Raw genomic sequence first — 14,467 nt, 5'->3', positions numbered from 1 at the left:
GTACGGGGGTTTTGGTAAGGCGCTGGCGCGATCACGTCACGCGGTGCGGCCCAGGTTCTCCAGCACCGTACGAATACGCGCCTTATAGGTTTCTAGCTTTTGCGGGGTCATCATCCGCCGCTCATCGTCCAGCACCACGCCGCCGACGTCGTCGGCAATGCGCTGTGCAGACTGCAGCATCAGCTTAAAGTTCTGGCTGGCATCGCCATACGAGGGCACCATCATGAAGATCGACACGCCCGGCGTAGAGAAATCCGCCATATTCTCGACGTCAAAGGTTCCCGGCTTCACCATGTTAGCCATGCTGAACAGCACCGGCCCACTGCCCGCTGGGTTAAGGTGACGATGGAAGATTTTCATCGCACCGTATTGGAAACCGGCCTGCAGCACGCTTTGCAGCAAAACCTCGCCGCCAATGCTGCTGCCCTGATGCGCCGCAACGTGCATCACCAGTACCGTCTCCCGAACCTTGCCATCCTCCGCCGCCGCGGGGCGTTCGCCCGCCGCTGTCGCCGCGCAGGGCGCTGCAGGCTCGCCGTCTACCGCGGCAGACGGCGCCGCCAGCGGCGCCTCATCGTCAGGCTCGACGGCCAACAGCGGATCGCCCAGCAGGGGATCGACCGTCTCGTCGCGGCGCGGCGTCGGTGACGCTAGCGGCTGCGTTTCGCTCTCCCGCCGCGCCAGCGGATCGGGAGGTGCGTCGCTCTCTTCGCCCAGCGCGCCCATGGCCGGCTCCACCGGATGGGGAAGCGGAGTTCCGCCGCGCTGCACGCGCACCTCACCGACCCCTTCATCCATTTCAGAGAACGGTTTCTCGTCGCGCCGCGGCTTTTGACGTTTGTTCGGACGATCGCGAAACAGCGCAGAGCGTTCCTTACGGCTGGTCCATAGGCCGTGCAGCAACAACGCTATTATGGCAACCGCGCCAACAACAATTAATATCAGACGCAAATCCTGCATCATCGCAATCTCTGTTGTTTTATTACATTGCCATTTTGGCAAACCCTCAATCTATAAATGTATTGGGGTGTTGGGACAAGTGCAAGTCTGGACTAAACTTTCTGTTAATAAAGATGATTTTTCCTTCTATTTTGCTCTTTTTTCAGTCAAGTCCTAACTGGTAACCCACGGCATCCGCCGATATCATAAGTCATCGGGCTACGCCATTGGCCGCCGTCACACCGCGGCGCGCGGCGCGGCCCGAGCAACCACGGTAACGGCATAAGACGGAGTTAAATGAACACGATATCCCCGGCCGGCGGCGCACCGTCGCCGACCCACGCCAACGGCGTATACTACTTTGCCCAGGGCTGGCGCCTGATCCGCCTGCCCGGTATCAAGCGCTACGTGCTGATGCCGCTGCTGGTCAACATCATCCTGATGGGACTGGCGTTTTGGTGGCTCTTTGATCGTCTCGGACGCTGGATTCCGGCGCTGATGAGCTATGTCCCCGACTGGCTGCAGTGGCTGAGCTACCTGCTGTGGCCCCTGGTCGTCATCTCGGTTTTGCTGGTGTTCAGCTATTTCTTCAGCACCCTGGCCAACTGGGTCGCCGCCCCCTTTAACGGCCTGCTGGCGGAGCAGCTTGAAGGGCAGCTGACCGGCAAGCCGCTGCCGGACAGCGGGCTGTGGAGCGTAATGAAAGATCTGCCGCGCATCCTGAAGCGTGAATGGATTAAGCTGGCCTATTACCTACCCCGCGCCTTGGTGCTGCTGCTGCTGTACCTGATCCCCGGCGTCGGCCAGACCCTGGCCCCCGTGCTGTGGTTTCTGTTCAGCGCCTGGATGATGGCGGTGCAATACTGCGATTATCCCTTCGACAACCATAAGGTCAGCTTCCCGCGCATGCGCGATGCCCTGCGCGCTGACAAGGTCGACAACCTGCAGTTTGGGGCGCTGGTCAGCCTGTTTACCATGATCCCCTTCGTCAATCTGGTGATCATGCCGGTCGCCATCTGCGGCGCCACGGCCATGTGGGTCGATCGCTATCGCGCCGAGCTGGCCCTCCATCGCTAATCCTGCCGCGGCGCACGCCCCTGCGGGTGCGCCGCCCGCATCGTTATCGTGATCCCTCATAACGATATAATCTTTATTTACTTCCTATTAACGGGTTATTGCGTATGCTGCTAGCAGTATGACGGATAAAGACGACTGCAGAGGAGCGGCCATGAGCAAAATCTATCAAGATAACTCCCATACCATCGGACATACCCCGCTGGTACGTCTCAATCATATCGGCAACGGGCGTATCCTGGCCAAAGTGGAGTCGCGCAATCCCAGCTTCAGCGTTAAAGATCGCATCGGCGCCAACATGATCTGGGACGCCGAAAAGCGCGGTATTCTGAAGCCCGGCGTCGAGCTGGTTGAGCCGACCAGCGGCAACACCGGCATCGCTCTCGCCTTTGTCGCCGCGGCCCGCGGCTACAAGCTGACCCTGACCATGCCCGAAACCATGAGCCTGGAGCGACGTAAGCTGCTTAAGGGGCTGGGAGCCGAGCTGATTCTGACCGACGGCGCCCTGGGAATGAAAGGGGCTATCAGCAAAGCCGAATCGATTGTCGCCAGCGATCCGGCGCGCTATGTCATGCTGCAGCAGTTCAGCAATCCGGCCAACCCCGAGATCCACCGCCAGACCACCGGGCCGGAAATCTGGCAGGATACCGATGGCCAGGTTGATGTCTTCATCGCCGGCGTCGGCACCGGTGGCACCCTGACCGGCACCGCCCGCTATCTGAAGCAGGATCGCGCTAAAAATGTCAGCATTGTGGCTGTCGAGCCGGACGACTCTCCGGTGATCAGCCAGGCGATCGCCGGGGAACCCATTGTCCCCGGACCGCACAAAATCCAAGGCATCGGCGCCGGTTTTATTCCCGATAACCTCGATTTAGCGCTGGTCGATCGCGTAGAGCGCATCGGCAACGATGAGGCCATCGCCATGGCGCGCCGCCTGATGCGTGAAGAGGGTATCCTCGCCGGAATCTCCTCCGGCGCCGCCGTCGCCGCAGCCGAACGGCTGGCCAATATGCCGGCGTTCCAGGAGAAAACCATCGTGGTGATCCTGCCCTCCTCGGGCGAACGTTATCTGAGCACCGCCCTGTTTGCCGGCCTGTTTCCCGAGCCGGAATGAGCGGCGAATGCGATGGCATGAATTGTTCAAAGGAGCACCCGTTTGGGTGCTTTTTTTGTGGAGCAGTTCAAATTTTACCACCCCCTCTCCTTGCTTTTATCGCCGGGGTCTAGTATTTAACCAGACCATTATTTTGAAGCGCAAAATTATTCGCGCTTTGTATGAAAAAGCCGCTGAATCGATTTAACGATACAGACGGCGGCCTTAACCGGGGTAAGCTGAGCACCGTCAGCCGGTCAGGAGAGGGAGAGCCCCTTTATCCCGTCCGCGGGGAGACCCACGGCGCCAGCGTACCGGATACGCACCTAAAGGCAGGCTAAAGCCAAGCGATTGCGCTAGACTTTAGCTCCACAACATTCAACATAAAATAGTTGGGGAAACCTATGTTCCAGCAAGAAGTAACTATCACCGCTCCGAATGGTCTGCATACCCGCCCTGCCGCTCAGTTTGTGAAGGAAGCCAAAGCATTCGCTTCTGACATCACCGTCACCTCCAACGGTAAAAGCGCCAGCGCCAAAAGCCTGTTCAAACTGCAGACGCTGGGTCTGACCCAGGGTACCGTCGTCACCATCTCTGCAGAGGGTGAAGACGAGCAGAACGCCGTTGAGCATCTGGTAAAACTGATGGCCGAGCTTGAGTAAGTCTGACGGCTCAGCATTCCAGGTAAAACCAGTCTAACGTCAAAGGTAGGGTTATGATTTCAGGTATCTTAGTATCACCGGGCATCGCTTTTGGTAAGGCGCTTCTTCTGAAAGAAGACGAGATTGTCATCAGCCGTAAGAAAATCACTGCCGACGAAGTCGAGCAGGAGATTGCCCGCTTCAAGGACGGCCGCGACAAAGCCGCCCAACAACTGGAAGCCATTCGTCAGAAAGCCAGCGAAACCCTCGGGGAAGAGAAAGCGGCGATCTTCGAAGGGCACATCATGTTGCTGGAAGATGAAGAGCTTGAGCAGGAAATCATAGCCCTGATTAAAGATAACGCCATGAGCGCCGAAGCGGCGGCCCGTGAAATTATCGAAGGCCAGGCCACCGCCCTGGAAGAGCTGGACGATGAATACCTGAAAGAGCGTGCGGCCGACGTACGCGACATCGGTAAGCGTCTGCTGAAGAACATTCTCGGCATGACCATCATCGATCTGGGCGCGATTCAGGACGAAGTCATTCTGGTCGCGACCGACCTGACGCCGTCTGAAACTGCGCAGCTGAACCTGGACAAGGTGCTGGGCTTCATTACCGATCTGGGTGGCCGTACCTCCCACACCTCCATCATGGCCCGCTCCCTGGAGCTGCCGGCGATCGTCGGCACCAGCGATGTGACTCAGCAGGTGAAAAACGGCGACTATCTGATTCTGGACGCGGTCAACAACAAGGTCTACCTGAACCCGACCGCCGAGACGATCGACGCGCTGAAAGCCGTCCAGACCCAGTACATCAATGAGAAAAACGAACTGGCCAAGCTGAAGGATCTGCCGGCGATCACGCTGGATGGTCATCAGGTTGAAGTCTGCGCCAACATCGGTACCGTGCGCGACGTCGCCGGCGCCGAACGCAACGGCGCAGAGGGCGTTGGCCTGTACCGTACCGAATTCCTGTTCATGGACCGCGACGCGCTGCCGACGGAAGAAGAGCAGTTCCAGGCGTATAAGGCCGTTGCCGAAGCCATGGGCTCGCAGGCGGTGATCGTCCGTACCATGGACATCGGCGGGGACAAAGATCTGCCCTACATGGACCTGCCGAAAGAAGAAAACCCGTTCCTGGGCTGGCGTGCAATTCGTATCTGTCTGGATCGCAAAGAGATCCTGCATGCCCAGCTGCGTGCCATCCTGCGCGCCTCGGCCTTTGGCAAGCTGCGTATCATGTTCCCGATGATCATCTCGGTCGAAGAAGTACGCATGCTGAAGGCGGAGCTGGAGCTGCTGAAAGCGCAGCTGCGCGAAGAGGGTAAAGTCTTCGATGAAACCATCGAAGTCGGCGTGATGGTCGAAACACCGGCCGCCGCCACCGTCGCCCATCATCTGGCGAAGGAAGTTGACTTCTTTAGTATTGGGACAAATGACTTAACCCAGTATACTCTAGCAGTAGATCGTGGCAATGAGCTGATATCTCATCTCTATAACCCGATGGCGCCGTCAGTGTTGACCCTGATTAAACAGGTGATCGATGCATCTCACGCGCACGGCAAGTGGACCGGCATGTGCGGTGAACTGGCTGGCGATGAGCGTGCTACACTGCTTCTGTTGGGCATGGGGCTTGATGAGTTCAGCATGAGTTCAATCTCAATTCCGCGCATCAAAAAAATCATTCGCAATGCGAACTTTGAAGATGTGAAGGCATTGGCAGAAGAGGCGCTGCGTCAGCCGACGGCTGACGATTTGATGAGCGTGATCAATACGTTTATCGAAGAAAAGACCCTTTGCTGATGGCGAAAGCTGGAACGCCGCCCAATATTACTTGCTTAGGAGAAGATCATGGGTTTGTTCGATAAACTGAAATCGCTGGTTTCAGACGACAAGAAAGAAACGGGCAGCATTGAGATTTTTGCGCCCCTGTCCGGTGAGATCGTCAATATTGAAGATGTGCCTGACGTCGTCTTTGCTGAAAAGATCGTCGGTGACGGCATCGCAATCAAACCGACCGGTGACAAAATGGTCGCCCCGGTTGATGGCACCATCGGTAAAATCTTTGAAACTAACCATGCTTTCTCTATCGAGTCCGACAGCGGCGTAGAGCTGTTTGTACACTTCGGCATCGATACCGTTGAACTGAAAGGCGAAGGCTTCAAGCGCATCGCCGAAGAAGGTCAGCGCGTGAAGAAGGGCGACGTGGTCATCGAGTTCGATCTGCCGCTGCTGGAAGAGAAGGCCAAGTCTACCCTGACGCCGGTCGTCATCTCCAACATGGATGAGATCAAGGAGCTGATCAAGCTGTCCGGCGACGTTGTCGTCGGCGAAACGCCGGTGATCCGCATCAAGAAGTAATCGCACTGAGCTGCAAACAGAAACGGCGCCCACGGCGCCGTTTTTTTTTATCCCCACCGCGCGCGGCGCACGCGCCGCGCAACGCCAGAGCGGGCCGACGGCCCGCGGCTATCACAGCGTCAGCAAACGCGTCGCGGACGGCGCGAAGTAATAGCTTCCGCTGACCGGCTTGCTGAAACGCAGCAGCTGATCGTGTTTGCCGTCCAGCTCGCCGAACATGCTCAGCAGCTGCTTTTCAATATTGTGCAGCTGTGCGCAGTAGGCGATAAACATCAGGCCATGCTTCCCGCTGGCGGTACCGTAGGGCAGGCTCTGACGGATGATCTTCAGCCCTTTGCCATTCTCTTTCAGATCGACGCGGCTCACGTGTGAGGTATCTGGGCGCTCGCTGGGGTCCAGCTCTTCGCTCTCCTGCTTAGTACGCCCGATAATCTGCTGTTGCTGATCGACGCTGAAACGAGACCACTGACGCAGGTTATGCTCCCAGCGCTGCACCAGCACATAGCTGCCGCCGGCGTCTACGCCGTCGGCAATCACGCCGACGGCCGGGCGGGCATCGCCGGCCGGGTTCTCGGTGCCATCGATAAAGCCGCTCAGATCGCGCTCATCGACCCAGCGGAAACCATGGATCTCTTCCTCGACCTCAATGGCATCGCCAAAGGCGGCCAGCGCTGCCTGCGCCAGCGAAAAGTTAACGTCATGACGCAGCGACTGGATGTGGATCAGCAGATCGCGCTGCGTCGCCGGCGCCAGCCCCTTACCCAGCGGCTCGAAGGGTTTCAGCGCAGCCCCCTCCTCCTCATTGGCCGTCATTTCACGCCACAGCGCATGGCCAAAGGCCACTACCGCCCCCAGATGCGCATCGGGATAACGCTGTTGCAGCGCCTGCAGCTGGGTAATAAACGTTTTACATCCCTGACGCAATCCATCCAGATCGCCTTGCGCCATGGCTTCGATAAAAATACCGAAGCGGCAGTGCTCCGGCAGAATGCCGCTCTGAGGCTGAGACATGAAGCTCTCCATTACTGTACAGTCTAAATAATCGGTGTTTTCTGCTACGCCGCCACCGGGAAACAGTGGCCCGGCTACGCCAGACCATGCATATATTACGCCATACCTTATGCATTCCTTTGCTGTAAAACAAACAATAGAGCGTGTTACTGCGCATCCGCCTGCCAGACAATCTGGCTCACCGTCCATGATTTCAGCACGTCATCCGGCGGCATCAGCCCCGCCGGGCCGCCCCACTGCCCGTGGAACAGGTAGCTGACCCGTGCGCTCTGCGGCGCGCGGCAGATCACCGACGTCGCTTCCGCCGCCGCCACCCGCCGACACTCGCCGTCATAGGCCCGCGCATACAGCGCGGCAAAGGGCGTCCCGACCCGCGCCCCCCAGGCGGTGGCGAGATCCGCACTGTCCACCGTAATACGCGTCACCGTCGCGTCACCGGCGATCGTCATCGCCACCTTATCCTGCGCCATGGCCTGGAAAAAGCGCGTTACCTGCCCGTTATCGATCCCCATTCCGCTGCGTAGCGTGTACGCCCCGTCCAACCCCTGGCTGACGGCCTCTTGCTGCATCGGCGTACTGGCCGACACCCCGCCAACGCCGTCGTTATCGATATGCAGACCCGATGAAAACCAGTGAAAGGGCGACAGCGTAGACCAGGAAAATGAACTCAGCGTCGAGCAGCCGCTCAGCATCAGCGGCGCCACGACGATCCAGAAACGAAAACCCATCGGTTAACTCCTTGCGAGTACGGCCATTGCCGTATGACAGAATACCTGGTGATTGGAGTGGTGAAACGGTAAAAAGTTGCCGCGATGGCGGGAAAAACGCCGCGGCAGCGCGCCGCCAGCGTGGGCAAAACAGAGCGCAGGCCACCGCGCCAAACGGGCGGCGGCGGCGCATGGGGGGCGCAAAATGCGCCGTTAATACTCCTGATCGATGATCAGGCGCTTACCCAGACACAGCACGTCCTGCGTCTCATACTCCAGCTTCTCATACATGCTGATCGCCGCGTCGTTATCCGCGTCGATCATGATCCGCACCTGCGGACAGCCGCGCGCCAGCAGCTTTTTCTCCAAACGGCTGGCCAACGCATTGGCGATGCCGCGGCCGCGAAAGTCCGGGTGCACGCACAGATAGTAAGCCGATCCGCGATGACCGTCATAGCCGCCCATCAGGGTGCCGACGATCTCGCCGCCCACCTGCGCGACCAGAAACAGATCGGCATCGTGATTCATCTTGCGCTCAATATCCGTTTCAGGATCGTTCCAGGGATGCAGCAGATCGCAGCGCTCCCACAGCGTAATCACCTCATCAAAGTCGGATTGATTAAAAACGCGAATTTCCATGATATCGACCGTAATAGATTATAATAATGCCCGGGCGTCGGCCTCGGACCCTACCGGTACAGCAAGGACCGGACGCAGCCTAATTATCGCTGCAATCCCCAGATTCGCAATGGAAATATCGCGACCAGCGGGGGCAAATTGCCCATTATTCGCCGCCGCCGGCGTCCCGACGCCGTTTTAGGCAACAAATAGACATAGTTATCCGCTCGATCCATGTATTTTCATCGCGTTAGGATGAGGGGACATCCCATTAGCGGACGCGGCGTCAGCGCGCGCGGCCCCATGGAAAAGACCCTCGGTATTGCTTGCGTTACTGTCTGACGGAATAGATTGCACCATGAAGAAATTTTCCGATTTTCGCCCACTTCCCCATCCGTCCTCTCGCCGCCGCTTTCTGTGCTCCGGGCTGGCCATGCTGCTGGGAGCCGGTCTGCTGCCCTCCGCCGTCCAGGCGGCGCAAACGCCCGACCACCCGGGCGCCCGGCGTAAGCCGGCGGATGCGCCGCGCCTGGTAATGCTCGATCCGGGGCACGGCGGCATCGATCCCGGCGCCGTCGGACACCGGGGATCGAAAGAGAAACACGTCGTGCTGGATATCGCTCACCGAGTGCGCGATCTGCTGCGCCGTCAGCGCAATCTGGTGGTTAAACTGACCCGTGAAGATGACTACTTTATCCCCCTGTATAAGCGGGTAGAGATCGCCGCGCAGCACCAGGCCGATCTGTTTGTCTCCATCCACGCCGACGGGTTCACCAGCCCAGAGGCCTCCGGCGCCTCGGTCTTTGCCCTGTCCAACCGCGGCGCCAGCAGCGCCATGGCCAGATACCTCTCCCAGCGGGAGAACGACGCCGATAAGGTGGCCGGCGGACGCTACGCCTCGGAAGACAACAACTACCTGCAGCAGGTGCTGTTCGATCTGGTACAGACCGACACCATTAAAAACAGCCTGATCCTGGGGCGCCACCTGCTGAGCCAGATCCGCCCGGTGCACCGCCTGCACTGCCAACATACGGAGCAGGCGGCCTTTGCCGTGCTCAAGTCCCCCGCCATTCCCTCCGTACTGGTCGAAACCGCCTTCATTACCAACCATGATGAGGAGCGCCTGCTGACCTCCCCCGCGTTTCGTACCACCATCGCCGAAGCGATCGCCGGCGGCATCGTGCACTACCTGCACGACTTTGAGGCCCATCAGCGGCGCAGACCGTCATAACGCGGACGGACAACCGATGCCCCCGGCGCGCCGGCGCGGGGCGCCATCGGTTATACTGCGCAGCGTTGACTTAACCGAGGGCGGTACCATGATCCCAGACAGTGAGCCGGTTCGGCGCTTTCTACTGCGGCTACAGGACAACTTGTGTCAGGCGCTCGCCGACGCCGACGGCGGCGCCGCATTCAGCGAAGATCGCTGGCAGCGGCCCCAGGGTGGCGCAGGGCGCACCCGCGTGCTGCGTCAGGGGGCGCTGTTTGAACAGGCCGGCGTTAACTTCTCCCATATCCATGGCGACAGCCTGCCCGCCGCCGCCACGGCCAAGCGTCCAGAGCTGGCGGGCTGCCCCTTCCAGGCGATGGGCGTCTCCCTGGTGCTACACCCGCACAGCCCCTATGTTCCCACGGCCCACGCCAACGTGCGCTTTTTCATCGCCGAGCGCCCGGGCGCGGCGCCGCTGTGGTGGTTCGGCGGCGGATTTGACCTGACGCCGTTTTACCCCTTCTACGACGACGTCATACAGTGGCACCGCAGCGCCCGCGATCTGTGCCGCCCCTTCGGTGAACAGCTCTACCCGCGCTATAAGGCGTGGTGCGATCGCTATTTCTACCTGCCGCACCGCCAGGAAGCCCGCGGCGTCGGGGGGCTGTTCTTCGACGATCTCAACGCCCCTGACTTTGACCAGGCGTTCGCCTTTACCCGCGCCGTCGGTGAAGGCTTTGCGCCCGCCTACCTCCCCCTCGCCGAGCGACGCCGCCATCTGTCGTGGGGCGAGCGGGAGCGGCAGTTTCAACTTTACCGCCGCGGGCGCTATGTGGAGTTTAATCTGGTGTGGGATCGCGGTACCCTATTCGGTCTGCAAAGCGGCGGGCGCAGCGAATCGATTCTGATGTCGATGCCGCCGCTGGTCCGCTGGGAATATGACTATCAACCGCCGCCCGACTCGCCGGAAGCGTGCCTGACGCGCGACTTTCTTACCCCGCGCGATTGGCTGGCCAATGAGCCGATATGACAACACGACAAATTTGGATCGATGCCGACGCCTGCCCGAACGTGATTAAAGAGGTGCTGCTGCGCGCGGCTGAACGTAACGCCCTGGAGATTACCCTGGTCGCCAACCGCCCGCAGCGTCTGCCCGCCGGTAGCCGGGCTCGGATGCTGTGCGTCGCGGCAACGCCGGACGCCGCCGACAACGAAATCGTTCGCCGGGTTGCCCCCGGCGATCTGGTGGTCACCGCCGATATTCCCCTGGCCGCCGCCGTACTGGAGCGCGGCGGCTGCGCCCTCAACCCGCGCGGCGAACGCTACGATTCAGCGACCATCAAGTCCCGCCTAACCATGCGAGACTTTATGGAGACCCTGCGCGCCAGCGGCATCCAGAGCGGCGGTCCAGCACCGCTGGGACCCCGCGAGCGCCAGCTGTTCGCCAATCAGCTACAGCTGTGGCTACAGGCGCGCTGACGCGGTATACCAGACATAGTCCGCCTGCGCCTCTCCGACCCGGGCGCCGGGCGGTGCCAAGATCAGCACGCTGACCTCCGTCAGCGGCTCCTCATCCTCAATATGCAGCGGCACGCCGAGATCGCGCCGCGCGTGAAAGGCGCCGGTGATAAACAGCGCCGGCAGCGGCGCCGCCAACAGCGCCTGCGCCATACGCCGATCGCGCCACTGCTGCACCGCCAGACGCTGCGTTAGCTGGGTGCTATCCAGCGTCTCATGGGCACCGCGCAGCGCGGCGCTAATCTCAATCTGCACGGCATCCTGGGTACTGAGCGCCCCCGGCGGCAACCGTGGCCGACGGCGGATCTCCGCCAGCGCCTCGCTCCCCAGGTTCGCCGCCAGCAGCGGATAGCCACCCTGCAGGGCGCTGCGAACCAGCGGACCATACTGCGCCCACGGCCAGCCCGACGACCACTGCAGCCGGGCCACCACCTGCGCATCCGACAGCGATGGCTGGCGCGCCGCCGCCACGCCGGCCTGCTGATCCGGCGTTAGCATCTCCAACAGCACGCTGCCCTGCGGCCGCAGGGCCGACATCTGCAGCAGTAGCCAGTGGGCGATCTGCTGATGACGCGGGTTATCGTGCCGTTCGCCAACGATGACCCGCGGCGATGCCGCCAAACGCTGGGCCAGCTGCGTCGGCGTCAGCGTCTGGCCATCCACCAGTGACACAATCCGCTCTGCCACCGGCGCCGGCGTTTGGCATCCGCTCAGCGCCAGCAGCGCCAGGGTCAACAGCATCGTTCGCATCGATCCTCCCTCGCCACCGCGTCACCCGCGTACGGGGGTGCAGAGCATACATCGCCCCCGGCAGCGCCAGGGGTTCAATCGAGACAAAAATGCCGCCCGCAGGCGGCATTATCACAGCGCTACAGCGCCCTGCTCTGCGCCTCCACCACCGACAGCGCCACCATATTGACGATGCGGCGTACGGAGGCGATCGGCGTCAGGATATGCACTGGCTTACTGATCCCCATCAGCACCGGCCCGACGGTAACCCCCTCGGATGAGGAGACCCGCAGCAGGTTATAGCTGATGCGCGCGGCCTCCATATTGGGCATGATCAGGATATTCGCCGCCCCTTTCAGCGGGCTATCCGGCATCTGCCCCAGACGAATGCTCTCCACCAGCGCCGCGTCGCCGTGCATCTCACCGTCGATCTCCAACCCCGGCGCCGCCTGCTGCACCAGCTCCAGTACCCGGCGCATTTTGCGCGATGACGGGCAGTCGGCCGTGCCAAAGTTGGAGTGGGAGAGCAGCGCAACCTTCGGCTCGATACCGAAGCGACGCACCGCGTCGGCGGACATCAGCACAATCTCCGCCAGCTGCTCGGCGCTCGGGTCCTCATTAACATAGGTATCGGCGATAAAGGTGTTGCCGCTCGGCAGCAGCAGGGCATTCATCGCGGCGGCCGTATGGCATCCGTCGCGGTAGCCGAACACCTCACGCACCACGCGATAGTGATCTTGGTAGTTGCCCTCGGTACCGCAGATCATCGCGTCGGCCTCGCCGCGCTTGACCATGATCGCCGCGATCACCGTCGGATCGGCGATCAGCGCCCGGCGCGCCTGCGCCTGCGAGATCCCGCGCCGCTTCATGATGCCGTAATAGGTTTGCCAATAGTCGTTATAGCGCGGATCGGATTCGTTATTGACCACCTCGACATCGCGGCCGATCTCGATGTGCAGCCCGAGCTTCTCTAACCGGTGAGCGATGACCTGCGGGCGCCCGATCAGGATCGGCTTGGCCAGCCCCAGCGTCACCATCTCCTGGGTGGCGTGCAGCACGCGCTCCGACTCACCCTCGGCCAACACGACCCGCTTGGGATCCTGACGCGCCTGGGAAAATACCGGCTTCATAAACAGGGTGGTCTTGTAGACAAACTCGGTCAGGTGCTCGATATAGCCATCCATATCATCGATAGGACGCGTCGCCACCCCGGAGTCCATCGCCGCCTGCGCCACCGCCGGCGCAATCTTCACGATCAGCCGCGGATCGAAGGGTTTGGGAATAATGTACTCCGGGCCGAAGGAGAGCGACTGATCGCCGTAGGCAGAGGCGACCACCTCGCTCTGCTCCGCCAGTGCCAGATCGGCAATGGCGCGCACCGCCGCCAGCTTCATCTCTTCATTGATGGTGGTCGCCCCGACGTCCAGCGCACCGCGGAAGATGAACGGGAAGCACAGCACGTTGTTCACCTGGTTAGGGAAGTCGGAGCGGCCGGTACAGATTATCGCATCGGGGCGAACCGCCTTGGCCAGCGGTGGCAGGATCTCCGGCTCCGGGTTAGCCAGCGCCAGGATCAGCGGCGACGGCGCCATGGTTTTCACCATCTCCTGCGTCAGTACCCCGGGGCCGGAGCAGCCCAGGAAAATATCCGCGCCGGGGATCGCATCCGCCAGCGTACGCCAGCCATTGTCATCGATGGCATAGGCCGCCTTGCTCTCGACCAGGTGCGCGTCACGCCCGCGGTAAATCACCCCTTTGGAGTCGCAGGCGGTGATATTTTCACGCTTCAGCCCCAGCGCCACCAGCAGGTTCAGACAGGCGATCGCCGATGCGCCGGCGCCGGAGACCACCAGCCGCACCCGGTCGATCGGTTTGTCGACCACCCGCAGGCCGTTGAGTACGGCGGCGGTGCAGATGATCGCCGTGCCGTGCTGGTCGTCGTGGAACACCGGGATTTTCATCCGCTCGCGCAGTTTCTTTTCAATATAGAAACACTCCGGCGCCTTGATGTCTTCAAGGTTGATGCCGCCAAAGGTGGGCTCCAGCGCGGCGATCACCTCGATCAGCTTGTCAGGATCGTGTTCATCCACCTCAATATCAAACACGTCGATACCGGCGAACTTCTTGAACAGCACCCCTTTACCTTCCATCACCGGCTTCCCGGCCAGGGCGCCGATGTTGCCGAGCCCCAGCACGGCGGTACCGTTAGAGATGACCCCCACCAGATTTCCGCGCGCGGTATACTTATAGGCCGCTAACGGATCGTCGGCGATCTCCAGACAGGGCGCGGCAACGCCCGGTGAATAGGCCAGCGCCAAATCGCGCTGGGTCGCCAGCGGCTTGGTGGGAACAACCTGGATTTTCCCCGCAACGGGATACTGATGAAACTCAAGCGCACTTTGTTTTAATTTTTCATCCATCGTTGGTTTCCTTTTCGCGAATTCCCCTAGCGCCGCGGCCGCCATCGTCCCCGACGCCGCCGGGCCAGACTCTTTATCACTCTGTAAATGATTTGTGAAATCACGAGTATAGTGCCATAGCGCACCGAAACTATGAAGCAGGACATA

Annotated in this window: 14 protein-coding genes; 8 read left to right on the top strand and 6 right to left on the bottom strand. The window is 60.8% G+C overall.

The genetic code is table 11. The features are described from left to right. Positions 1 to 36: 36 nt before the first annotated feature. Entirely contained in the window at positions 37 to 963 is a 927-nt protein-coding gene (gene zipA, locus BRD58_RS06050) for a cell division protein ZipA (protein ID WP_034168001.1), read from the bottom strand. Between the two features lie 273 nt (positions 964 to 1,236). On the opposite strand from zipA, the gene cysZ reads away from it, so the two are divergent. The 5 genes from cysZ (at position 1,237) to crr (ending at position 6,107) form a co-directional block, all read left to right on the top strand. Beyond that, positions 1,237 to 2,016: a sulfate transporter CysZ gene (cysZ, locus tag BRD58_RS06045; protein WP_012847998.1), complete on the top strand. Its 780-nt coding sequence runs from the start codon at positions 1,237 to 1,239 to the stop codon at positions 2,014 to 2,016. Between the two features lie 151 nt (positions 2,017 to 2,167). Further along, entirely contained in the window at positions 2,168 to 3,127 is a 960-nt protein-coding gene (gene cysK, locus BRD58_RS06040; RefSeq protein ID WP_012847997.1) for a cysteine synthase A, read from the top strand. A 383-nt stretch (positions 3,128 to 3,510) separates the two neighbouring features. Then, complete coding sequence (gene ptsH / locus BRD58_RS06030) at positions 3,511 to 3,768, top strand: phosphocarrier protein Hpr (RefSeq protein WP_005283926.1); 258 nt, start codon at positions 3,511 to 3,513, stop codon at positions 3,766 to 3,768. Between the two features lie 53 nt (positions 3,769 to 3,821). After that, a complete protein-coding gene (ptsI, locus tag BRD58_RS06025; protein WP_012847995.1) occupies positions 3,822 to 5,549 on the top strand; it encodes a phosphoenolpyruvate-protein phosphotransferase PtsI in 1,728 nt (575 codons plus the stop codon). 48 nt (positions 5,550 to 5,597) lie between these two features. Next, on the top strand, positions 5,598 to 6,107 hold the full coding sequence (gene crr / locus BRD58_RS06020) for a PTS glucose transporter subunit IIA (RefSeq protein ID WP_012847994.1): 510 nt from the start codon (positions 5,598 to 5,600) through the stop codon (positions 6,105 to 6,107). Between the two features lie 111 nt (positions 6,108 to 6,218). Here the strand turns inward: crr and BRD58_RS06015 are convergent, their stop codons facing one another. The 3 genes from BRD58_RS06015 to BRD58_RS06005 form a co-directional block, all read right to left on the bottom strand. After that, a complete protein-coding gene (locus tag BRD58_RS06015) occupies positions 6,219 to 7,118 on the bottom strand; it encodes a Dyp-type peroxidase (RefSeq protein ID WP_012847993.1) in 900 nt (299 codons plus the stop codon). A gap of 146 nt (positions 7,119 to 7,264) precedes the next feature. Next, positions 7,265 to 7,846 (bottom strand): RpoE-regulated lipoprotein, encoded by a 582-nt coding sequence (locus BRD58_RS06010; protein ID WP_012847992.1) that lies wholly within the window; start codon positions 7,844 to 7,846, stop codon positions 7,265 to 7,267. A gap of 192 nt (positions 7,847 to 8,038) precedes the next feature. Beyond that, positions 8,039 to 8,464: a GNAT family acetyltransferase gene (locus BRD58_RS06005; protein WP_012847991.1), complete on the bottom strand. Its 426-nt coding sequence runs from the start codon at positions 8,462 to 8,464 to the stop codon at positions 8,039 to 8,041. Positions 8,465 to 8,801: 337 nt separating this feature from the next. Between BRD58_RS06005 and amiA the strand changes: the two genes are divergently transcribed. The 3 genes from amiA (at position 8,802) to BRD58_RS05990 (ending at position 11,132) form a co-directional block, all read left to right on the top strand. After that, a complete protein-coding gene (gene amiA, locus BRD58_RS06000; RefSeq protein WP_012847990.1) occupies positions 8,802 to 9,674 on the top strand; it encodes an N-acetylmuramoyl-L-alanine amidase AmiA in 873 nt (290 codons plus the stop codon). 88 nt (positions 9,675 to 9,762) lie between these two features. After that, entirely contained in the window at positions 9,763 to 10,683 is a 921-nt protein-coding gene (gene hemF / locus BRD58_RS05995; protein ID WP_015461191.1) for an oxygen-dependent coproporphyrinogen oxidase, read from the top strand. Further along, on the top strand, positions 10,680 to 11,132 hold the full coding sequence (locus tag BRD58_RS05990) for a YaiI/YqxD family protein (RefSeq protein ID WP_012847988.1): 453 nt from the start codon (positions 10,680 to 10,682) through the stop codon (positions 11,130 to 11,132). Before hemF ends, BRD58_RS05990 begins: the two co-directional genes overlap by 4 nt. Here the strand turns inward: BRD58_RS05990 and BRD58_RS05985 are convergent. After that, positions 11,118 to 11,921 carry a ChaN family lipoprotein gene (locus BRD58_RS05985; RefSeq protein ID WP_012847987.1) on the bottom strand — a complete coding sequence of 268 codons (804 nt, stop codon included), beginning with the start codon at positions 11,919 to 11,921 and terminating at the stop codon, positions 11,118 to 11,120. The two genes, BRD58_RS05990 and BRD58_RS05985, sit on opposite strands and share 15 nt — an antisense overlap. A gap of 119 nt (positions 11,922 to 12,040) precedes the next feature. Then, positions 12,041 to 14,320, bottom strand: coding sequence for an NADP-dependent oxaloacetate-decarboxylating malate dehydrogenase (gene maeB / locus BRD58_RS05980; RefSeq protein WP_012847986.1), 2,280 nt, complete (start codon positions 14,318 to 14,320; stop codon positions 12,041 to 12,043). Positions 14,321 to 14,467: the final 147 nt, after the last annotated feature.

It is taken from the genome of Edwardsiella piscicida (genome assembly GCF_001896205.1).
Taxonomy (GTDB): Bacteria; Pseudomonadota; Gammaproteobacteria; order Enterobacterales; family Enterobacteriaceae; genus Edwardsiella; species Edwardsiella piscicida.
Note: the sequence above shows the minus strand (reverse complement) of the source record. Positions and strands in the feature narration are given on the sequence as shown.